Annotated in this window: 23 protein-coding genes; 7 read left to right on the top strand and 16 right to left on the bottom strand. The window is 37.6% G+C overall.

Annotated features, from left to right (window positions below; genetic code table 11):
- Positions 1–12 precede the first annotated feature (12 nt).
- Genes ACXYMZ_RS00790 through ACXYMZ_RS00775 form a run of 4 tightly spaced genes read right to left on the bottom strand, consistent with a single transcriptional unit; the run spans position 13 to position 3,785 of the window.
- Positions 13–747 (bottom strand): uroporphyrinogen-III synthase, encoded by a 735-nt coding sequence (locus ACXYMZ_RS00790; protein WP_458946442.1) that lies wholly within the window; start codon positions 745–747, stop codon positions 13–15.
- Positions 744–1,676, bottom strand: a complete 933-nt coding sequence (hemC, locus tag ACXYMZ_RS00785) for a hydroxymethylbilane synthase (RefSeq protein ID WP_458946441.1) — start codon at positions 1,674–1,676, stop codon at positions 744–746. The genes ACXYMZ_RS00790 and hemC overlap by 4 nt, the downstream gene beginning before the upstream one ends.
- A gap of 47 nt (positions 1,677–1,723) precedes the next feature.
- Positions 1,724–3,019, bottom strand: coding sequence for a glutamyl-tRNA reductase (gene hemA, locus ACXYMZ_RS00780; RefSeq protein WP_458946440.1), 1,296 nt, complete (start codon positions 3,017–3,019; stop codon positions 1,724–1,726).
- A 40-nt stretch (positions 3,020–3,059) separates the two neighbouring features.
- A complete protein-coding gene (locus ACXYMZ_RS00775) occupies positions 3,060–3,785 on the bottom strand; it encodes a chlorite dismutase family protein (RefSeq protein ID WP_458946439.1) in 726 nt (241 codons plus the stop codon).
- A 350-nt stretch (positions 3,786–4,135) separates the two neighbouring features.
- On the opposite strand from ACXYMZ_RS00775, the gene ACXYMZ_RS00770 reads away from it, so the two are divergent.
- The 3 genes from ACXYMZ_RS00770 to ACXYMZ_RS00760 all read left to right on the top strand — a co-directional run bounded on the left by ACXYMZ_RS00770 (position 4,136) and on the right by ACXYMZ_RS00760 (position 6,765).
- A complete protein-coding gene (locus ACXYMZ_RS00770; RefSeq protein ID WP_458946438.1) occupies positions 4,136–4,816 on the top strand; it encodes a response regulator transcription factor in 681 nt (226 codons plus the stop codon).
- Complete coding sequence (locus ACXYMZ_RS00765) at positions 4,813–6,192, top strand: sensor histidine kinase (protein ID WP_458946437.1); 1,380 nt, start codon at positions 4,813–4,815, stop codon at positions 6,190–6,192. The genes ACXYMZ_RS00770 and ACXYMZ_RS00765 overlap by 4 nt, the downstream gene beginning before the upstream one ends.
- 114 nt (positions 6,193–6,306) lie before the next feature.
- Positions 6,307–6,765, top strand: coding sequence for a hypothetical protein (locus ACXYMZ_RS00760; protein WP_458946436.1), 459 nt, complete (start codon positions 6,307–6,309; stop codon positions 6,763–6,765).
- Positions 6,766–6,865: 100 nt separating this feature from the next.
- Here ACXYMZ_RS00760 and ACXYMZ_RS00755 read toward each other — a convergent pair whose 3' ends face one another.
- The gene (locus ACXYMZ_RS00755; RefSeq protein WP_458946435.1) at positions 6,866–7,177 is read right to left on the bottom strand and encodes a nucleotidyltransferase family protein; all 312 of its coding nucleotides are present in this window, start codon (positions 7,175–7,177) and stop codon (positions 6,866–6,868) included.
- On the bottom strand, positions 7,177–7,587 hold the full coding sequence (locus tag ACXYMZ_RS00750; RefSeq protein ID WP_458946434.1) for an HI0074 family nucleotidyltransferase substrate-binding subunit: 411 nt from the start codon (positions 7,585–7,587) through the stop codon (positions 7,177–7,179). Before ACXYMZ_RS00750 ends, ACXYMZ_RS00755 begins: the two co-directional genes overlap by 1 nt.
- Before the next feature lie 229 nt (positions 7,588–7,816).
- Here ACXYMZ_RS00750 and ACXYMZ_RS00745 point away from each other — a divergent pair, with 229 nt between their 5' ends.
- Genes ACXYMZ_RS00745 through ACXYMZ_RS00735 form a run of 3 tightly spaced genes read left to right on the top strand, consistent with a single transcriptional unit; the run spans position 7,817 to position 9,602 of the window.
- Positions 7,817–8,311 (top strand): RNA polymerase sigma factor, encoded by a 495-nt coding sequence (locus ACXYMZ_RS00745; protein ID WP_458946433.1) that lies wholly within the window; start codon positions 7,817–7,819, stop codon positions 8,309–8,311.
- Positions 8,304–8,879 (top strand): hypothetical protein, encoded by a 576-nt coding sequence (locus tag ACXYMZ_RS00740; protein WP_458946432.1) that lies wholly within the window; start codon positions 8,304–8,306, stop codon positions 8,877–8,879. The genes ACXYMZ_RS00745 and ACXYMZ_RS00740 overlap by 8 nt, the downstream gene beginning before the upstream one ends.
- Positions 8,880–9,602: a YfjL-like protein gene (locus tag ACXYMZ_RS00735; protein WP_458946431.1), complete on the top strand. Its 723-nt coding sequence runs from the start codon at positions 8,880–8,882 to the stop codon at positions 9,600–9,602. It begins immediately after the preceding gene.
- A 61-nt stretch (positions 9,603–9,663) separates the two neighbouring features.
- Here the strand turns inward: ACXYMZ_RS00735 and ACXYMZ_RS00730 are convergent, their stop codons facing one another.
- From ACXYMZ_RS00730 to ACXYMZ_RS00685, 10 genes are all read right to left on the bottom strand, one after another.
- Positions 9,664–10,764 carry an ABC transporter permease gene (locus tag ACXYMZ_RS00730; protein WP_458946430.1) on the bottom strand — a complete coding sequence of 367 codons (1,101 nt, stop codon included), beginning with the start codon at positions 10,762–10,764 and terminating at the stop codon, positions 9,664–9,666.
- Positions 10,764–12,014, bottom strand: a complete 1,251-nt coding sequence (locus ACXYMZ_RS00725) for an ABC transporter permease (RefSeq protein ID WP_458946429.1) — start codon at positions 12,012–12,014, stop codon at positions 10,764–10,766. The genes ACXYMZ_RS00730 and ACXYMZ_RS00725 overlap by 1 nt, the downstream gene beginning before the upstream one ends.
- 30 nt (positions 12,015–12,044) lie before the next feature.
- Positions 12,045–12,977 carry an ABC transporter ATP-binding protein gene (locus ACXYMZ_RS00720; protein ID WP_458946428.1) on the bottom strand — a complete coding sequence of 311 codons (933 nt, stop codon included), beginning with the start codon at positions 12,975–12,977 and terminating at the stop codon, positions 12,045–12,047.
- A 117-nt stretch (positions 12,978–13,094) separates the two neighbouring features.
- The gene (locus ACXYMZ_RS00715) at positions 13,095–13,727 is read right to left on the bottom strand and encodes a response regulator (RefSeq protein ID WP_458946427.1); all 633 of its coding nucleotides are present in this window, start codon (positions 13,725–13,727) and stop codon (positions 13,095–13,097) included.
- A 1-nt stretch (position 13,728) separates the two neighbouring features.
- A complete protein-coding gene (locus ACXYMZ_RS00710; RefSeq protein ID WP_458946426.1) occupies positions 13,729–14,862 on the bottom strand; it encodes a sensor histidine kinase in 1,134 nt (377 codons plus the stop codon).
- A 118-nt stretch (positions 14,863–14,980) separates the two neighbouring features.
- The gene (locus ACXYMZ_RS00705) at positions 14,981–15,787 is read right to left on the bottom strand and encodes an aldo/keto reductase family protein (protein WP_458946425.1); all 807 of its coding nucleotides are present in this window, start codon (positions 15,785–15,787) and stop codon (positions 14,981–14,983) included.
- 143 nt (positions 15,788–15,930) lie between these two features.
- Positions 15,931–18,024, bottom strand: a complete 2,094-nt coding sequence (locus tag ACXYMZ_RS00700; protein WP_458946424.1) for an MMPL family transporter — start codon at positions 18,022–18,024, stop codon at positions 15,931–15,933.
- 66 nt (positions 18,025–18,090) lie between these two features.
- Positions 18,091–18,549, bottom strand: coding sequence for a hypothetical protein (locus ACXYMZ_RS00695; protein ID WP_458946423.1), 459 nt, complete (start codon positions 18,547–18,549; stop codon positions 18,091–18,093).
- Between the two features lie 97 nt (positions 18,550–18,646).
- Positions 18,647–20,047, bottom strand: coding sequence for a sensor histidine kinase (locus ACXYMZ_RS00690; RefSeq protein WP_458946422.1), 1,401 nt, complete (start codon positions 20,045–20,047; stop codon positions 18,647–18,649).
- Positions 20,040–20,738, bottom strand: a complete 699-nt coding sequence (locus tag ACXYMZ_RS00685; protein ID WP_458946421.1) for a response regulator transcription factor — start codon at positions 20,736–20,738, stop codon at positions 20,040–20,042. The genes ACXYMZ_RS00690 and ACXYMZ_RS00685 overlap by 8 nt, the downstream gene beginning before the upstream one ends.
- A gap of 199 nt (positions 20,739–20,937) precedes the next feature.
- On the opposite strand from ACXYMZ_RS00685, the gene ACXYMZ_RS00680 reads away from it, so the two are divergent.
- Positions 20,938–21,672, top strand: coding sequence for a glucose 1-dehydrogenase (locus ACXYMZ_RS00680; protein ID WP_458946420.1), 735 nt, complete (start codon positions 20,938–20,940; stop codon positions 21,670–21,672).
- Positions 21,673–21,681 lie beyond the last annotated feature (9 nt).

Below are 21,681 nucleotides of genomic sequence, written 5' to 3'. Positions count from 1 at the left end.
CATTCCTTCCACTTAAAAATTGCTCATTGCCTCCACCATTCCTTCGATTGTAAAATGCTCGGGAACAATCGTTTTCTTAAAGCCCTTATGAATCGCAGCCTGCTCCGTTGTTGTTCCAATACACGCTACTGGCAAGTCGAGATACGCTTCTGGATTCTCCGTAAGTTCGAAAAAGGCATGAATTGTTGAAGGACTTGTAAATGTTAATAGATCGATCTTTTCTTGTTGTAAAGTGGTGTTAAGTTTGTTTTTCATTTCGACGTTCGATACTGTTTCATATACTTCTAGACAGGTAAAGTTGCGACCAGCCTGATTAAATGCTTTAGGTAAAACTTGGCTCGACAAGGTGCCGCGCACAAATAGGACGGATCCGACTTCTTCATAAGTTGATAGGAATTCGGAGGCCATCACGTCTGCGTTATACGTGCTAGGTATAAATTCAACTTGAAAACCATGTGCTTCAAGCGCTTGTGCAGTTTTAGGACCGACCGCTGCAATTCGATAACTCGCGAGTGCAGTCTTTAGGGCGTTATTTTTTAAAAAGCAATCTACACCATTTTTACTTGTAAAAAACACCCATTCTGTTTCCTCCGTTAAAATATCTGCACTTTTTACAGGGAGACAATTAATCGTGAGAAGTGGTACGGTGATAGCAACGCCATTATGGTTCGTAATTAATTTTTCAAATCGCTCTGCCGCTCTCACTTCTCTTGTCACTAAAATTCGCTGCCCTTTTAGGTTAATCATCTTTTCTGAATCTCCATTTTTGCGTTTGCCACTATTTCCATTGCTCCATGATTGATGAGCGCATTCGCTACATCTCTTGCAACTTCCGCCGAATCTTTCCCAGAGGATTCAGCTGTTAATACTGTCTGCCCGTCCAAAGAAATCACCATACCAAACAAGTGAATTACCCCTTCAGAAACAGTTGCATAAGCTCCAATCGGTGCTTTTTCATCTTCATCCAACGCACGAAGAAATAAACGTTCTGTTGTAACGGATTTCGCTGTTGCTTCATCGTGAATGGTTGCTAATAACGCTTTGGTTGCCTCATCGTCTTCTCGACATTCAATCGCAAGTGCCCCTTGTCCCATCGCCGGTACAAATTCATCATCATGCAGAATCTCAGTAATTAGCCCTTCATCAAGTCCCAAACGTTTAATTCCTGCCATCGCAAGGATAATGGCATCGTAGTTACCATTTTGTAATTGTTCGATTCGCGAATCAATCGGACCACGGATCCACTCTGTTTTTAGATCTGGACGTTTAGCAAGAATTTGTGCCGAACGTCTTAAACTGCTCGTACCGATGCTTGCATTTGGCGGTAAATCTTCTAGGCTGATATGGTTATTTGCTATATAAACATCTCGATGATCTTCTCTGTGTGGAATCGCTGCAATTGTTAAACCTTCAGGTAGAGTAAGGGGGACATCTTTTAGGCTATGAACCGCAAAGTCAATTTTTCCTTCTAGCAGTTGTTCTTCCAGTTCCCCAAGGAATACGTCGCCTCGTTTCATCTTAGCTAGTGGGATATCGAGCTTTTTATCTCCCTCTGTTTCTATCTTTTTTATCTGGAAAGAAGTTCCTGGGTTCTGCTGTTTCAGTGTTTCGACGACCATTTCCGTTTGTCTTACGGCAAGCTTGCTCCCTCTTGTTCCCATGATAACCTCATGCATGATTCAGCTCTCCTATCCTGTTAAAAATCATCTATTTCTCTAGTCAGTTACTTGTCCTTCGTTAAGTTCTCTTCAAGCCCAAAAGTTTCGATAAACATTGCTTTGAATAAAGCTTTTGTCTCCTCTGGATACTGACTTGCCCCAATCTGTTTGACTTGCCTTATCGGCTGTTCAAGTAGCTGATGAACAATACTTTTTGTATGTTTTTGCAGCACTTTCACTTCCCGATCCTCTAGGTCAGGAATCTTTCGAATAATACTATCCATCGTTTCTTCCTGAATACGACTTGATTTCTCATTTAATGCTTTTATGATCGGAACCACATCTAGCATGATTAGCCATTCTTTGAAAGAGGACAGTTCGTTTTCAATTTCTGATTCTAGAAGTTTAGCTGCTTTTTTTCTTTGTTCTAAATTTTTATCTGCTACGGATTTTAGATCATCAATATCATATAAAAAGATGTTCTCTAAATCTCCTGCACTCTCTTCCACATCACGCGGCACGGCAATATCAATGATAAAAAGGGGCTTGTTTTTTCGTTGGTTATTTATTTTATCCAGTCGCTCTTTCGTCAGGATGACTTCATCTGCTCCAGTCGAAGTAATTAAAATATCTGCTTGAACAAGTGACTGATCGAGTTCTTCCATCGTGTCAGCGTTAGCCTCCATCCGATCAGCGAGCTCTTTTGCCTTTTCAAAGTTTCGATTAATAATTGTTATTTCAGAAACACCAGCACCATGTAAGTTTTTCAGCGTGCTTTCTCCCATTGCTCCAGCACCTAAAATAACAGCATGTTTGTTCCGAATATCTCCAAAAAGATTTTTCGTTAATTCAACAGCAACATAACTGATTGACACCGCCTGTTTACCGATTTCCGTGTCACTATGTGCTTGTTTACCAAAAGTAATAACTCTTCGAAATAATTCATTGAAGTGTTTTCCCGTTGTTTTATTTTGTTGTGCCATCATGAATGCTTCTCTCACTTGGCCAAGGATTTGCGTTTCTCCAAGTACCATAGAATCCAACCCTGCTGTAAGTCGAAACGCATGGCGAACAACTTCTTCTGATGCTGAATACTTCAAATGCGGTTCAATTTCTGTAGGATTTCCTTCAAACCAGTCAGTGAAAAATTCTGTGATCTCTTCTTTTCCTTTTACTTCATCTTCTACAACCGCAAAAACTTCTGTACGATTACATGTTGATAAAATGACGTTTTCTAAGACATGTTCTTTTTTATTTAATGCAAGCATTGCTTGTTCGACACTTGATTCTGAAAAGGTTAACTTCTCTCTTACGTCAAGTGGGGTAGTATGATAATCAACTCCCATTTTTATAAAATGCAAGAACCTTTTCCTCCTTTTATAAATCAGTCATTCTCTATTTTTACCTTCCAAGGAAATACGTGTTTAAGTCATCTTTATGTAACTGTTCTCCCAAAATGAAATAAGGGAAAATTCCATAGACTGCACTTGCTTCATCAAAGCGCATTTCATAAACAATATTTTTAAATTCATCAAAGTCATCGCCCCATAAAGTAACGCCCCAATGATAATCATCAAGTCCAAATGAGTTGGCAACGTAATGCCCTAATTTTTCAGCATAGCTTGCCCCAATTCGTCCGTGGGAAGCCATCATGCGTTGACGCTCTGCCACTGGTAGTGAGAACCATTCACGTTTTTTGTCCATTGGGTAGAAACAGAAATATTTCTGTTCACCAAATCTTGGATATAACTTTTTTTGAATATGTGCGTTATCAAGTGTTAACTTCTCAACAAGATAGTTTGTCGCTTCGTTTACTGATAGAAAGCTAACATTTAATTCTGCTTCGTCAAAAAGATCTAAACGCTTCAATTCATCCTGCCAATCGGTTAATTGCTGTATGTCTTCATGCAGAAGCATGATAGAGAAATCTGACTTATGCCCGATGACCCGGCCGAAAGTATAGCTTCCTTTATTTTCTTCTGATGCTTTTTCAAATTCCTTCGTCAGTTCATATAATTCGTCTAATTGTTCTTTTCGTTTTTCTTTATCCACCTGTTTATATTCTTTCCAATCAATCTTCCAGAATAACTGTAGAGAGTACCAACCATTTAACGCTTCGAATTCCATTTGAAATCCTCCTTTAAAAGTTGCAATAAATATTGAGAAAGATAGGATATACAATTAGCATTTTACTTCTTATATGAATTTAATATGAATGAATGTAAAGTTTTCTGTTAATTGTATTTAAAAAAATTCTTTTCTTTCGTCAGCGATAATAGGTTAAACCAAATAATCATTACAATCAAGGATTTTGTATAATTTTACATAGTTTTTACTCAATTTATTTTTTTATAAAATAAGGTGAAAGACAATTATATAAAGGATTATACTTCTTTTTATTAGGCCAGATGTTACAATATAAAGAGAAAGACGATCTATTAAATAAAACCTAAATATCTTACTACAGGAGAATAGATATGAAAAATATATTGATTGTTGATGATGATATTCATATTTTAGAGCTTGTTTCCATTCATTTAACGGAACAAGGATTTCATGTCTATAAAGCAAATGATGGAATTGAGGCACTCGAGCTTCTTAAGCGAGAAGTATGCCACCTTGCGATTGTAGATGTCATGATGCCATTTATGGATGGTTTTACCTTAACAAAGAAAATCCGTGAGCAATACAATATCCCCATCATTCTTTTGACAGCAAAAAGCCAGATTGAAGATAAGGAACAAGGCTTTTTAGCGGGTACAGATGACTACCTAGTGAAACCTTTTGAACCAAAGGAATTAGCTTTCAGAGTCAATGCTTTACTTAGAAGATTTGATAAGGAGCTTGAGCATTCCGTTATTCGAATTGGAAAAACAACGATAAATAAAGAAACCTTCGAAGTTGGAATCAGTAATCGGACAATTATTTTGCCACTAAAGGAATTTGAATTGCTCTACTTTCTCATGGCTAGTCCGGGGCAACCTTTCACAAGGCAGCATCTTGTGGAACAAATTTGGGGTGCAGACTATGAAGGCGATGTGCGTACAGTGGATGTCCATATTAAGAGATTAAGAGAACGTTTTTATCAATTAACCGATGATTTTAAAATTAAAACGGTCCGTGGAGTCGGATATGCATTGGAGAAAAAAGAAGCATGAAGACGTTATATGTAAGATTTACCGTTATCACCGTCACTATTATGGTGTTAAGCAGCCTTGTTGCTTTTTTCATTACAAATTTGTATTATCAAATGAATTTAAAACCGTATAATGATGAAAAAATTACAAGCTTTGCTGTCTCGATCACAGATTTTATTGAAGAAAATCCTGACTTAAAATTAGAGGATTACTTAGATACGATTTCTTCGATCGGTTACCAGATGTATCTCATTGATGGAACAGGAGAGGATGCTTCTTTTGGTACTCCTTATAGGGTAAACAACCTTCCTGAATCAACAGCGAGTCATGTATTAGACGGAAATATGTATCATGGGATTCTTGAATACGATTCGAGTTTGTTTGTGACTGGGTTTTTCGCCAATGAATTGAAAAACTCCATTGGAATTCCTTTTCAACATAATGAAGTTGATTATGCTCTTTTCTTGAGGCCAGATATTAAATTACTTTTTAATGAAGCAAGGTATTTATTAGCGGGGACACTGCTCTTTACTACTATTTTGAGTATCGTGCTGATTGCGTTTAGTATGATTTATCTTGTGAAGCCGATTTCTAAGCTGACCCAAGCAACAAAATCACTTTCTGATGGTGATTTCCATGTGGAACTTGCAACTGGGCGGCGTGATGAGTTGGGGGAGCTTTCTCGTAGCTTTTTAGGGATGGCGAATCAATTGGAGCAAATGGAAGATGTGAGAAAAGAATTCATTTCCAACATTTCCCATGATATTCAGTCTCCACTATCGAATATAAAAGGATATACGAATTTACTTGGGAAAGAAACGATTACAAAAGATGAAAGAGAGCATTACGTATCCGTCATTCAAGATGAAACACAGCGACTATCAAGTTTAACGAAACAATTACTACTGCTTGCTTCCTTAGACCGAATGGATGATTTGATGGATAAAAAGCGATTTAATGTCGGCAAGCAATTGAAAGAACTTATTCGAACGCATCAATGGCAGGCTGGAGAAAATGGAATTATGATGAGTTACTCCTTACCAGATATTGAAATCAATGGAGATGCCTCTCTGCTGAATGCTGTTTGGGATAATCTTTTAACAAATGCGATTAAGTACAATCGACCTGAAGGAACAATTGAAGTTACATTGGAGCAAAAAGGTGATCTTGCTGTTGTTACGATTAAAGACACAGGTGTGGGATTAAACGAAATCGAGCGCGATCGAATCTTTGACCGTTTTTACCGCGCAGACGCCGCCCGCTCCCGAACCATCGAAGGAACAGGCCTCGGCCTCTCCATCGTCCACACCGTCGTCAAATTACACAGCGGCAAAATCAAAGTAGACAGCCAAGAAAACAAAGGCTCAACCTTTACAATAGAATTACCAATTAGATGATGAAACATGGGGACGGTTCTCGCGTTGCAGTCAATGCAACACGAGAAACGTCCACACGTTGCATTTGTATGGAAATATTTTAGATAGTAGTCTTTTAAGGAAAAGGTGAGTAAAATGAGTTTTCTAAAGAAGTTAGGCGTTGCCATACTATCTACCTTTGTCTTTTCAATAGCGTTGGCAATTTTGGAATATGTACCAGAACATCATCAAGAACCGAATGTAGGTTATTCTTCTTTTTCAGGTCTGGTGATTCTATATTTTATTTATGCATTACCCATTTATTTGATTGCTGGTGTACTTTACTCTTACCTTGTAGACTTAACAATCGGCAGGGTTCTGTTTCACAGTAAATTTATGAAATACGTGAGTTATTTTTCTGCATATGTAGTTGGAGGTTTATTCTCAATTATCATTCTTTTGGGATTAACTTATTTAATCGATGGCCACCTCGATCACGTCCTCTTTATTAATTTATTCATTCTTGGTATTGGTGCATCGTTGATTTTTTATCATGTGTCGCTTCTCTTAAATAAAATAAAATGGAATAACTATGAAAAAATCATTCATTCCTAATTCAGGATGAAACATGGGGACGGTTCTCGCGTTGCAATGAGTGCAACACGAGAACCGTCCCCATGTTTCATAAAGGCTGGGTTTGTGCCTAACTACTTTGTTAATTTGATTTATTTGCATCAGCTGGATATAGTTGTTTTCCATAATTTTTTATTCTATTTCTTAAATCATCAGTTGCATCTTCATACTTAATTAAGTCTAAATGAAGCAATGTATCCAGTTCATCTTCCAGAATAAATGTAAATTTAGTCCATTCCTTTGCGGTCATTGTTGGAGCAACAAATGCAAGGTCAATATCTGATTTTTTCTCATTATCGCCGATTGCTCTAGAGCCAAAAAGAATGATCTTTTCTATTTTTTCTATTTCTTCACCAAAGTTTCTTAGTTGCTCTATTATTCGCTTATCGAGCATCACAACCCACTTCTTTTCTCAGAAAAATTTTCCTTTAGTTTTTCAAAAGTCGCATCCATTATAGGAAAATGACTAACAATATTGTCATAAATTTGTTTCGCTTTCTCTTCATCATAAACATGCGAGGTCTCATTTCTATCACGCAGCATTTGTAACCACGCCGCTTCATCTTGAATCCAGTCAATAGCATAAGCTTGTTTTAACGTTTCTCTGGGAGTCTTTGTTTCAATTCCTTCTTCAGTTAAGAGGCGTTTTAATGTTTTCCAATATAATTCAATACAGAATTCAAAACGCTGGATTGTCCCGTCAATATAAAGACTATTTATTTCTTTTTCTTGTAATGCTTCTTCTAATCTTTTTAATGCATTTTCCAGATTAATCAGGCTCTCATCTACTTTTCTTCGAGACAAAATAATACCTCCCTTATATATTTTCGAAATAATTACTATTTGCATCTATGTTACTATACGAAATGCTGGATAGGCAAATAACGGAATGCAACACGAGAACCGTCCCCATGTTTCATTGCACTTAAAAATTATTTTTTTCGCCTTGTAACAAATGTTCTTTTCATGCTACTAATATATAAACGTGAAATATTAAGCTCTCGGTGTTAGGAATTTAGAGATGAGGTTCGCTATGAAACTGGAGGATCTGTATAAGGAAGTGTATCCAAGAATTTATGCTTATCTTTACTTAAGGGTTGGTAATCAACCAATGGCGGAGGATCTCGTGCAAGAGGTTTTCTATCATGCAATCAAAAATTTCCATACGTTTTCCTCTAACTCTACCATCGAGACATGGCTATTTGGAATTGCTAAAAACCGGTTGCGAAACTTTTATCGCAGTAAAAAGTACCAGGAGCAACTAATGAAAATGGCTGCTGAACAGAAGCAAACGTCTGAGTCTCCAGAAGATCAATTAATGGAGAAGGAAAAAAGAAAAAGTTTACTTGAAACCATTCATCAGCTTGAAGAATTACCCAAGGAAATTGTCACATTACGCGTATATGGAGAGCTATCTTTAAAAGAAATCGCAGTTTTGGTGAACAAGAGTGAAAATCATACCAGAATCATTTTCCACCGGGCAAAGTTAAAAATTCAAAAAGAATTGGATGATGATCAAGATGGATAAACACGTACAACATATTGTAGAAGATTTACTTCCTCTTTATCAGGAAGGACTGTTGAGTGATGAAACGACGAAATGGCTAGAGAATCAACTAGAGAATAATGCCGACTGGAAAAAGCTTGCTCAAGGGCTGGAGGAACCTTTGGAAAAAGAGGGGATTCCTCATTTCCCTGAGGCAGAGCAAGATAAAATGTTTAAGAAGATTAATCGTAAGCTAACAATATATCAATTTATTTTTATAGCAATCTCTCTCGTTTTAGCGTTTCAAACTGCAATTTGGAATGATAGCTTTGGCTTCATTTTTTGGTATACGGTCCTCGGATTTGTGATTTACCTTTTCTATTCCAGTATGAAAATTGTTTTTCTTTTTTCCTTTGTCCCTATTTTTATTTGGTCCGTAATTGTAGGTTTTTCTGATTATGAAGCTATCCCAGAAGTTTCGATGTTTGCTCTTGGATTTGAAGTCTTTCAAATGGCAATAATGGTGGCTGTTATTCATTATTTATTTGCGGTAATCGGCAGTGTCATTGGATTCATTATTAAAAAGCTCACAAATAAGGAGGTTTTCTAATTGAAGATAGGGAAGGTTATTTTGGTTATTCTGTTGGTCCTTTTAGTTGGATTTGTGCTCTTTTTATATAATGGTTTTAATGGAAATCCAGTGAGTAAATATCTATCTGCCAAGGCTTTAGAAAATTATGTAGAAGAGACGTATCCTGAAAAGGAATTTCAGATTAGCGATGGATTTTATAACTTTAAAAATAGTGGTTATGATTATACCGTAACGGAGATCGGCACAAGTTCAAAAGAACATGATTTCACTGTATCGGGAATCGTATTTCCGGAAGTGAATTTCGATGGGATATATTATGGAAACTTAGACCATCGGCTGGCCACCCGCTTCAATAATGAAATAAACGAAGAGCTTTCTCCTCTTTTATCGGAAAAAATTAACTCCGTGCTTGATATTGAGTTTTATATCGAAGTTTTAAAAGGCACCTATCCAGATGATATTGCTTGGAGTAAGGACTTAACTTTTGAAAAACCAATGCAAGTCTTTGTCCACTTGGACTCAACGGAACAATCAGAAGATGCGTTTTTGGCAGCCGCAGAGGAATTTAAAAACATTTTAGATACAGAAGGCTATTCCTACGAATCCATCATGTTTAATGGAAGCTTTGTCGAAAAAGAAGAATCAACAGATGCCTTCACAAGCTACTTGAAATATTCCATCAGAGTAGATAAAGAAGAAGAAATAAATCCCCGAAAAGTAGAAAAGCATAACGAAGAGTGAAACATGGGGACGGTTCTTGTGTTGCACTCGAGTGCAACATGAGAACCGTCCCCATGTTTCATTATTTTCTTCTTTCGACTAGGTTGATGCCGATTCCCATGCACACGACTCCGATTAGGAGCATGAGTGAGAGGGGGAGGGCGATGTCGGTCCATGTTGCTTGGTTTTGTGCGATATCCATTAATGCGTCGATGGCGTGAGCGAGTGGGAATAGATCTGCAATAAATAAAAGTACAGGATTTGTTAATATTCCGGGTGGCATATATACCCCACTGATTATTGGTAAGACTGGAATAATCGATGGATAAACCATATAAAATTGTTCTGGCGTTTTAACGAATCCAGTAAATAACATTGCCAAGCTCACCATACTAATAGAGAATACTGCCGCTACCGCAAGTATCATACCGAAATGGTAACCAAGATCATAATCCAAAATATAATTAAAAATAACCAACACAATCGAAATCTGCAAAAATCCTATTATGAAACTGTAAAATAAGTGTCCAGCATACATTTTTGTTTTCGTCACGGGTGAAAGAATCAATCGATCCCATACCCCACTTACTTTGTCAGCTGTCACCGCATTGACTTTGAAGCCAATCGTGAACATCGCCATGAAAAAGGTGAAGCCAAATAATAATTGTAATTGCATATTGTATCCTGGAACTTCTCCACCCTCAACAGATTCAATCTCCATTTGTAATGGCGCATTTTCTAAATAATTTTCCAATGCTGCCCGAACACTCACAACATCACTCGTCCCAGCTACTGCCCGTAACTGTGCCTCCTTTGTAAATGTCGAGTGTACGTAGTCCTCAATCACTTGCATCTTTTGAGTTACGGAAGCTGCAATCAATTGATAATCGTGTTCGAATAGCTGTATCACTACCTCGACATTACCTTCTTCAATCGCTTCACGCGCTTCTTTTTCATCCATCCTAACAAAGTTGAATTCTGGATGGCCGTTTAACAGCACTTCCCATTTCGTTTCAACTTCATTACTATTTGCCTCATTACTAAAAATCGGAACCGTCACTTCCGTCTCGTTATCCATCCCAGCAAATACAATCGTTAAAACAATACTTCCAATCATAAACAATAAAACTGTCCATGGATTTCTTTTGTCTTTATTAAATTGCGCTTTAAATACTGCCCACATTACGCTCTCCCCCTTTCAGGAAATAATGAAATTCCAATGAGGAGAAACAGAGCAAAGAACCCAAATTGCTTCAACGCCACGGGAGCAAATGAAATCGATTCACTATGTTGCAGAAAATCCGTAAATGCAGTAACGGTAATCCCATTTGGTGTCCAATTACTCAAACCCTGTATCCAACTCGGTAACTGTTCCATAGGAAAGAAGTTTCCGCCTAAAGCAGCAAACCCTATAATGACGACCATAAATACTCCGTTTGCGGTGTTCACATTTTGTACTCTTAAAATTACTGACGTGAAGATCGTTGATAAACCGGCAATAGTTAGGGAGAATAGCGTAACAATCACTATAATTCCTAGCCAAAAGTCCGCTGATTTATTTGGAAAAATACCCAAAAACAAATCCGTGGTTACAAATATAATCATCAACTGTAGCCAAACAAAGCAGAAGGTAGAAATAACTTTACCCATTAAATAGGATAGTGGGCGACGATTCGTTAAAAGAATTCGATTAAAGACACGTTCCCTTTTCTCCGTTTCTGTCTTTGTTGCTACAGTTATTGCAATAAACATGGCAAAAAGTGTACTCATCGCAACTGTAAAATATTGTGCGAGATCAATTTCTACAATATTTTCATTGATAATTTCCCTTCCGCCTTGTGGTAGTTCTGCTTCGACTGCATCTATTCCAGTTAGAGTACCGAGGGCAAGCTGGAAATTAACTGTCTCCATGAAGTTGCCGATAATATTCGCCAATATTTCCGTTTCAATGGAATATTCTTCGATCTGAACACGAATTGCAGTATCTGCTTTTTCCTGTAGTAACACCTGATTCAGCACATCATACGTATAACCAGCAGGTATTTTTATAATCGCATCTAACGCATTATCTTCAATCTTTTCGACTGCTACTTTTTCACTTAATTCCTCTGTATGAATCCAAGAACTTAATTCTGGATTATTAAAAAGAGAATGAATGAACTCATTTGGTAAAAGACTCTCTGCTTGTGTAAGCATTCCCTCTATTTCTACCTCAGACAATCCCATGTCTTGTAAGCTTTCTGCAAATTGTTGCACCCCAAGTGATTCCTCGTCTTCAAATACAATACCTACGTTTAAGTCCATTTCACCAGCATCATCAAATGTAACTCCAGAGAAGATAAAGTTCAGCACAATAATAAGTAAAATTGGCGACAAAACAGAAATGAGAACTTCTTTACGATCACGCCAAAAAACTAATAAATCTTTTTTCAAAAATGTACCCATACCGCTTTTCTCCCCCTCCTAATCTCTCAATGTTCGTCCTGTCAAATGAAGGAAAACATCTTCAAGGCTCGGTGTTTCCATTTGATAATTTGTTAGCTGGATGTCTTCACTTTCGACCGCATGCACCAAGTTACTGAGAATATTACTTCCTTTTTTAGCTATAATCCGGATATCTGTATCTGTTACATCAACACGTCGTATGTTTTCCAATGTTTTTATTTTTTCTATCACACGGTCATTCATTTTGCTTAAACTTATTCGAATCGTATCTTCACTTGAAAGAATACTTAAAAGTTCGGTTTTGGTTCCTGCTGCTACAACTCTGCCATGGTCCATAATGTATACACGTTTACATAATTGCTCTACTTCTTCCATGTAGTGACTCGTGTAAATAACAGTCGTTCCATTTTCTTCATTAAGCTTACGAACTGTTTCAAGAATGTGATTTCTCGATTGTGGGTCGATTCCTACAGTTGGCTCATCAAGAATAAGTATTTTCGGTTGATGCAACAATGCTGCTGCAATATTTACTCGGCGTTTCATTCCACCTGAAAATGTTTTGACAAGCTCTTTTTGTCTTTTTTTCAAGCCAACCATCTCAAGTACATCCTGGATACGCTCTTCTAAAATCCCTTTTGGAACATAATACATTTCACCAAAAAACTTCAGATTTTCATATGCAGAGAGCTCTTCATACAAAGCAATTTCTTGAGGAACGACACCGAGAACCTTTCTAATTTCTGCAGGGTTTTTTATCGTACTTTTCCCATTAAATTTTACATCCCCTGAGGTTGGTTTTAATAAGGAAGAAATCATAGAAATGGTCGTTGATTTGCCAGCACCGTTGGGACCGAGCAAACCAACGGATTCCCCTTCATTCAAATACATATTGACTTCGTCGACTGCTTTCGTATCTTTATATACTTTTGTAAGATTTATAATTTCAAGCATGCATGAACACCCCTTATCGTTTCTTCTTCATTTAATGTACAAAAAAAGAGACAACGCTGCTATTGTCTCTAGTCACGAGTTTCTCTCACACCCATTACTTCCGTCACTTTTTCTTTTTTAGACGAGATTATGGCGAATTGCATAGATGGCTAATTGCGTTCGATCCCGTAAATTTAATTTATGTAAAATTTGGCTCGTATTGTTTTTTACCGTTCCCACAGAGATAGCGAGTCTTTCTGAAATTTCTCCATTGCTTAGACCTTCTCCGATACATTTTAAAATATCTCGCTCACGTGGCGTTAAGGAAGGGTCTGCTTTATTTTCGTCTTCATGTTGGAGTAATAATGGCATGACCTTTGCTGCTACTTGATCTTCAATCGAAAGACCTCCAGACAAAGCACTCCGAATCGAACGAAGCAAGGCGTCCGTGTCACCAGTTTTTAAAAGATAACCACTCACACCAATTTTCAATGACTCCAAGACATAGCTATCGTCATCAAAAGTTGTGAGCATCAATATTTTCATTCCTGGCCAGCGGGTATGCATGATTTTCGCTGCCTCAATTCCGTCCATCTCTGGCATTCGAATATCAAGAATGGCAATATCAAAATGCTTTTCCTCACAAAATTGTATCGCTTCTTTTCCATTATTTGCTTCACCAATTACTTTCATTTCACTGTCAGATTCAATCATCATTTTTAATCCTTGTCGCACCATCACTTGGTCTTCTGCTAATAATATCCGAACCACATCAAGCCCCCCTATCCAATTTTATATAGCCTTGAACAACGAATCTTTCCTCTGTTTGATAGACATTAAGTTCTCCGCCGAATTTTTCTACACGTTTTCTCATGGAAGTGATCCCAAAACCTTCTTGGTACATGTGATGTTTTGCAATCGGATTATTAATCTCGAAGCGAAAAATACTTCCACCAGGCGCTTCAAACATTACTTCTGCTTCTCTCGCTTGGCTATGTTTCATAATATTGGTTAAAGCCTCTTGGACGGCGCGATAGATAACGAAGGACTGTTCACCTGACAAAGGCGCACTAAATGCACCATGCTTTACTGAAAAATGAATACGGATAAACTGCTCCATTTCTAATTTGCGTATCAGTTGTAAAATTCCCGTGAGCCCACCAACTTCCGTTTCCTTCAAAGATTTTACGGCTCGCCTTGTTTCTTCAAGGCTGTCACTAGCAAGTTGCTTTAGGTCCCCAACTTGTTTCTTATACGCTTCCGGGGTATGTAATCGAAACATTTCTAATTGCATTAAAAGAGCTGTCAATTTATGACCAACAGAATCATGTATTTCCTGTGCGATAAAGACCCGTTCCTCTTGCCTGATTACTTCCTCTTCTGAAGCAGTTCTTCTTTTTATTTCACGGTATTCCATGAGTAGTGCCTGATACCTTTCATCCAAATCAACCGAGTAATCCCGAGTTTTCTTATATAATAACATGGCAAAAAGAAGTAAGAGGAGATAGACTCCAATGAACGTTTTTAAAAATAGTGTGTGATCAGAAAAAAGAGAAGCTATGATTAATCCTGCTGCTCCATGCAATCCTATAAAAATGCTCGAGAGAAAATCCAGTCGATAAAACCCCTCCGCAATTAAAACGGATAAAATAAGGATGAGATATGGGTTAAAGCTGCCATTTTCATAAGGAAATAAAATAGCAGTTGCTAAAATAATATTCACACTCAAAACGATTACCAAATAGCGTGGTTTCCGTTCAATTAACGGAATAATAAAGAAGTTAATTAAATAAAGAAAAACCCCCAATAAAGGGAAAATCATATCACTTAAAGGCTGTTCATAAAAAAGAATAGCAAAAGGCCAAATAATTATATTCAACAAAAGCCACAACCAATAACTACTCATAAAACCACCACCCCCACCAATATAAATATAGCACTTAATGAGGAGGAGTGAAACATGGGGACGGTTCTCCTGTTGCAGTCGAGTGCAACATGAGAACCGTCCCCATGTTTCATTCTATTTATAGTTCAGAAATTTGTTTTCGTTCGTCTGCTGTTAGTTCGAAGTCGAAGATGTCTAGGCTTTGTGCTTGGCGTTCTTTGTTGTGGGATTTTGGAATGACGATAACGTCGCGTTCAATTTGGTAACGTAATAAAACTTGTGAAAATGTTTTCCCGTACCTCTTCCCAATTTCTTCTAATGTTTGCTTCGCTTCTTCATCATTTACACGCAAGGGAGACCATGCAACCGTTGCGATGTCTTTACTTTTATTGTAAGCAATTAATTCTTCATTCCATTTTCCTGCATGAGATTCAATTTGGTTCACAGCTGGTTTTACTTTTCCGTTTTCCAGAATTAAATCAAGCTGTTCTTTTTGAAAATTGGATACGCCGATTGCTTTAAATTTGCCACGGTCGTAGTAATCCTCTAATATATTCCAAGCCTCTAAAATTTCATCATGATTATCCCAAGGGAAATGAATAAGGTATAAATCGATATAATCTGTTTGTAATTTCTCTAAACTGTTTTTAATTTCATTGTGCACCCAGTTCGCACCAGCGTATTCTTTACGTGTGTTTAGCTTTGTTGTGATGAAAAAGTCTTCACGTGGCAAACCGGACTTTTTCCAACCTTCTCCAAGAACTTTTTCGTTTCTATATAGTTCGGCAGAGTCGAAATGACGATAACCATTTTCAATTGCCCAATCAACCTCTTGAGTGTCACCTCTTAAATCACCTGAATATTGATTATCTACTTTACCGTACGTATTCGTACCACTACCTACTATTGGAATTTCAATCCCATTGTTTAATTTCATTTTATTCATGATCATACCTCCTACGTATAACCTTATCTTACTTTCAGAAGAAAAACGAAGCAATAAATAGGCATTGCGCATATGGATGCAACATGGGGACGGTTCTCCTGTTTCACTCGCTAGTGCAACACGAGAACCGTCCCCATGTTTCATTACGTTTTATCTTTTTCAAACAGTAAAATAATCGATGGTAAGAGCATGCCTCTTACTAGGAAGGTGTCGATGATTATTCCAATGGCGACGATAAAGCCGAATACGAATAAATCGGCAATGGGCATGGTCATTAGTACTGCGAATGTTGCAGCTAGAATAATACCTGCTGAGGAAATGACTCCTCCTGTATTCCGTAAGGCAACTTCTAAAGCATCTTTCAGCTTACGAGTCTTACGTTCCTCCAAGAAGCGACTGACAAGAATGATATTATAGTCGACTCCTAAAGCTACTAAGAAGATAAACGCATAAACAGGCGCACGCGTTGAAATTGCATCATAGCCAAATAGAACATCCACTAAGAATATCCCTAATCCAAGTGCAGATACATACGAGAATAAAATTGTTGTAATCATGTAAATAGACATTTTAATCGATCGCGTTAGGAAGAATAATAACACTAAAATCAAAATCGTTTCCAACACAACAATCTTCTTAATGTCTGAGTTATTTACCAGCTGCTCATCCACTAATCTAGCAGTCATGCCGGCATACATTAATTCAACATCTCCATTATCGGATAAACGATACATAGCATTTTCTTCTCGGAAGGCTTCCAAGAATTCAATTGCTTCGATACTATATGGGTTCTCCTTTAAGGATACGGTTAATTTTCCATAGGCCCCATCCTCTGTAAGTCCAGATGGCCTTACTGACCCAATCGCTTCCTCCTCAGAGAATACTTCAGCGATTTCTTGAAGATTTTCTTGTGTTAATTCATTGCCCGCAACTAAAACAGTTGTTTGCGCTAAATCTCCCTTATTGAACTTCTCCTCCACAATTTCAAATCCTACTCGTGAAGGTAAATCTTCAGGGAAGCTTTTCACGGAGTTAAACTCATATTCTAGGTTAAATACGTTCAAAGCTGTCACAATCAAGAATAAAAGTACCGTACTACCAATAATCACTGGTTTTCCAACCACAAATTTGGCAATCGGACCCCAAATTCCATGTTTTACTCCTTTTGCTTCGCTATATTTAGGAACTTTCGGCCAAAATGCTTTACGTCCAAACAGCGCAAATAATGCTGGGATCAGTGTTACAGAAGCAATCATTATGACGACTAGTGCTGTACCGAAAACTGGTGCAAAGTTTTGGTAATCTCGGAAATCAGCGAAATACAAAATAATCATCGCTGCAAATACAGTAGCTCCCGCAAATAATACTGGTTTAGCAGTTGCACGCATGGCACTTCGCATCGCTTCATACTTACCTTCAAAATGATTCAGCTCTTCACGGTAACGAGAGAATACAAATAAAGAATAATCAATAACTGCGGCAAATAATAAAATACTCATAATTGATGTCGTCGAATTATTGATTTCAAGTCCACTTTTACCAAGTATAGCTACCGTTTGGTTCACAACTTGATAAACAATCACTGTCGCAAATAATGGAATAATCGCTAGTAACGGGGAACGGTAAATAACAATTAAAAGCACTAAAATAATACCAATTGTAGCAAACAATAAGTTTAGATCAGCAGATTCAAACAGTTTTACTGTGTCTCCTGAAATACCTGCAGGACCAGTAATATAGAACGCTACATCATACGCTGCTGCAAGCTCTGTACCTAGTTCTGTTGTTTCATCATTTATATCTGCATACTGTGCATTTCCTAATCCAGCTTCAAGATTCATCGGAACAATCATCGTCGTGTTATCTTCGGATAAGAACGCAGTTAATGCTTGTGGTGGCAGTTGTGAGATATCGACAATCTCTTCTATCCCCTCAATATTCGCGGCTTTAATTCCATCAATAATTTCGATAACATCTTCTACAACTAATTCACCATTTTCTTTATGAAAAACGTAAACCCCTGGTGTTCCTTGGTCATTCGGGAAATATTCATCGAGTTTCTTTTGGGTAATAATGGACTCGGCATCATCTGGTAAAGACTGGAAATTCGTGACTTTATAATCCCCTAACTGAGGACCTGCACTAAGTCCAATCATAATCACAAGCCATAGGATGATTGTAATCCATGCGCCTTTTCTTGTAGCTACTTTGTCTGTTAATAATCTTAATACGTTCATTACTTTCCTCCTGGTCACATCTCTTTAAAAGTTTAAATTACATTTTCCTTTGTATTCCTTATGTCTTTAAACCAAGCGCAGGCCAACGATAACAACAATACCAATGCCCAGCAGCATGGAAATTAACAGGAAATTTGCATAAACTTTCGTAAGAGCTGCGAGTGACCTCTCCTTCTTTGATGGCGCACCTTGTAACTTCTTCGACAAGCGAACACTATATATGGACACTAAAATAATCGTTAATAGAATAATCAAGGATCCACCTTGCTCCATTAACGTTAAATATAACGGTAAAGAATCACGATTGAATTGTAAAATCATGTATACACCCGATAATAAAATCACCACTAAACTCGGAAGAACCCCAAGCATTACCCATTTTTGGATTCGCTTAATGACGGAAGAAAAATCTTCGAGTTTGCTCACATTCTTAACTAAACCTCTCAATAAATAACCAAGTGCGAAAAATGATCCAATCCATAACGCAACACCAACAATATGTAAAATATAACTTAAAGAATACATACTCTCCATCCTTTCTCTTTTAACTACCTCTTACCATAGCAAGCGAATATGAACACTATGTTAACAAGCAGATTCTGGGATGGAGAGTTTAAACTAATTACTGATGCAATAGAAGCTTAAAAGAAAATGTTGTCCCTTTTCCAAGTGTTGTTTCCACTTTTACTTCTGCTTCATGTAAGTCCAAAATAGATTTAACAATAGCCAAGCCAAGACCCGCCCCTGATTTACTTGAACGAGCTTCGTCAACTTTATAGAATCGCTTCCAAATCAAATCTAAATGTTCTTCTTTCATGCCGATTCCATCATCTTTTATTTGCACTTGTACATGTTGATCAATTCTTATTAGTTTGATGTCAATCTTGCCTTCCTGCTTTGAAAATTGCACGGCGTTGTGAATGAGATTAACAATCACCTGCTCCATCCGTTCTTTATCGGCATAGACAATATAATCCCGCTCTCTGTCCGTATGAAGTCGTAATTTTAACTGTTTCTCTTTACAATGTGGTTCAAACTTCTGAATGATCGCTTGTATTTGCTCCGTCAAATTATAACTCGTAAGCATCAGTATCCCGTGTCCTTCTTCCAGCTGATTCATATCAAGCGTATCATTAACAAGTTTAATCATTCGCTCTGTCTCGTCCTTCATCAGCCCATAATAATGGATTTCTTTTTCTTTTGGTATAGTCTCATCCATGAATGCCGTGATGAATCCTTTGATTGACGTCAGTGGAGAGCGTAATTCATGTGACACATTGGAAATATACTGCCTCCGCCTGGTCTCTAAATGATGCAGTTCATCGGCCATATAGTTGAAGGATTTTGCCAATTGCCCAACCTCATCATCCCCACGATATTGCACAGAAGTGGAGAAATCTCCCTTCGCATAGCGCCTTGCCGTATCACTCATCTCCCTTAAAGGAGCGGTTATCTTTTTCGACATAAACCATAGAATTACCCCTGCAAATAAAATAGCAATTAAAGAAGTAAATACAGTCATTAAAATCACACGACTATATTCATGGTTCAATTCATAGAAAATCATCACCATAATCGGCTGCGTTACCCCGCTAAGACTCGCATCAATTGGACGGGCAATCATATAGCGAAATTCCCCATCCTCAAATGATCCCCCTGACACTTCCTCCCCTGCATTTACCAGCGTAATAATATCAGTAGGTAAAGGAAGGAAAGCTACTTCTACATTCGGACCAAGTATTTGCTCTCCAGCTTCATTAACAAGATAAATATGATAGCCAGGTTGATTGAAGGCATAGCTTAATATTTCCGCTGTTTCGTCTGGTGTCCAATTATGATTTTGCTTATTTTCTAGTTGTCTTTCAATCTGAAAATATTGATGCTCGTAGATCTCTTCATAATCTTTATAAAGATTCACATGAAACAAGTAAAAAAAGACTGCTATAAAAAATAAAAAGCTAAGAATGATGATAAACGAATAACTTAAAAACATTCTTGAAAAAATACTGTTCTTTTTAATCATCTGCGCTCACCTCAAACCGATAACCGACACCACGTATCGTATGGACCGACCATTGGGCCTCATGTGTAAGTAGCTTATCGCGTATTCGCTTAATATGCACATCCACCGTACGAGAATCCCCTTCAAAATCATAACCCCATATCTTATCTAATAACTGTTGTCTTGTTAGTACTTGCTTCGGGTGCATTGCCAAATAATAAAATAACTCCATCTCTTTTGGAGGCATTGGCACATTTTCACCATTTATCCAAATGCGATATTCCTTTAAATCAATGACAAGATTGTCAAAATGAAGTTTATCTTTTTCACTTTCCGAAAGAACGGTTCGTCTAAGAACAGTTTTCACACGTGCTGTCAGTTCATTCGGATCAAATGGTTTGACGATATAATCATCTGCTCCAATGTCCAATCCATTGATAACATCATAGGTTTCACCCTTTCCTGTCAGCATAATAATCGGAACTTTTTTATCCTCTAGACGAATCGCTTTACAGACTTCCCAGCCACTCATCTTTGGCAACATAATATCAAGCAGTATACAATCAGGCGATTCCTTGAAAAATAGCTCCAACCCCTCTTCCCCATCATGAGCGTAAATCGAGGAGAACCCAACCTTATCCATATATAACTGAATTAACTCAACAATATTTCCATCATCTTCTATAATCAAAACCTTAATCGGTCGCTTCACCTGCTCACCCCTTTTCATAAGTATGCCACAAAAATATGAACAAAATGTTAATGAACATGAATGAAACATGGGGACGGTTCTCCTGTTTCACTCGTTATTGCAACACGAGAACCGTCCCCATGTTTCACTTCAGGCAATCTATTTTACACTATGTAAAATTGGTGTATAATAATAGTATAAGTATGAAGGAGTGATTTTGATGGGTAAATTAGATAACAAGGTAGCAATTGTAACTGGGGCAGCGCAAGGTATGGGTGAATCACATGCTCGTACGCTTCTAAGAGAAGGAGCAAAGGTTGTTATTACAGACTTGAATAGTGAAAAAGGTAATGCGTTAGCTGAGGAGCTTGGTGAAAACGCTTTATTCCTTTCACATGATGTAACAAATGAAGAGGATTGGAAAAAAGTGATTACGGAAGCAGAAGCAGCTTTTGGACCAATTCATATTCTTGTGAATAACGCTGGGATTAGTTTCAACAAATCTTTTGCAGACTGTTCATTAGACGATTACATGAAAATTATTAATATAAACCAAGTCTCTGTATTTTTAGGTATGAAATATACTCAGCCGTCCATGGCAAAAGCAGGTGGGGGATCGATTGTTAATATTTCTTCGATCAACGGAATTGTTGGAGGCGCAGTAGGTTACACCGATTCTAAATTCGCAGTACGTGGAATTACAAAAGCTGGAGCAATCGAGTTTTCAAAGGACAATATCCGAGTGAATTCTGTCCACCCTGGAGTTGTAGAAACACCGATGGTAACAGAAGGCGATTCTTATGAAGTCATTAAAGAATACTCGAAAATGATTCCGGCAGGACGTATGGCAAAGCCACAAGACATTTCTGATCTAGTATTATTCCTTGCATCTGATGACTCTAAGTATTCTACAGGTTCAGAGTTTATCGTTGACGGCGGAATTACTGCTCAGTAAGTAAGAATT

The sequence above is a fragment of the Oceanobacillus sp. CAU 1775 genome (assembly GCF_054482815.1).
Note: the sequence above shows the minus strand (reverse complement) of the source record. Positions and strands in the feature narration are given on the sequence as shown.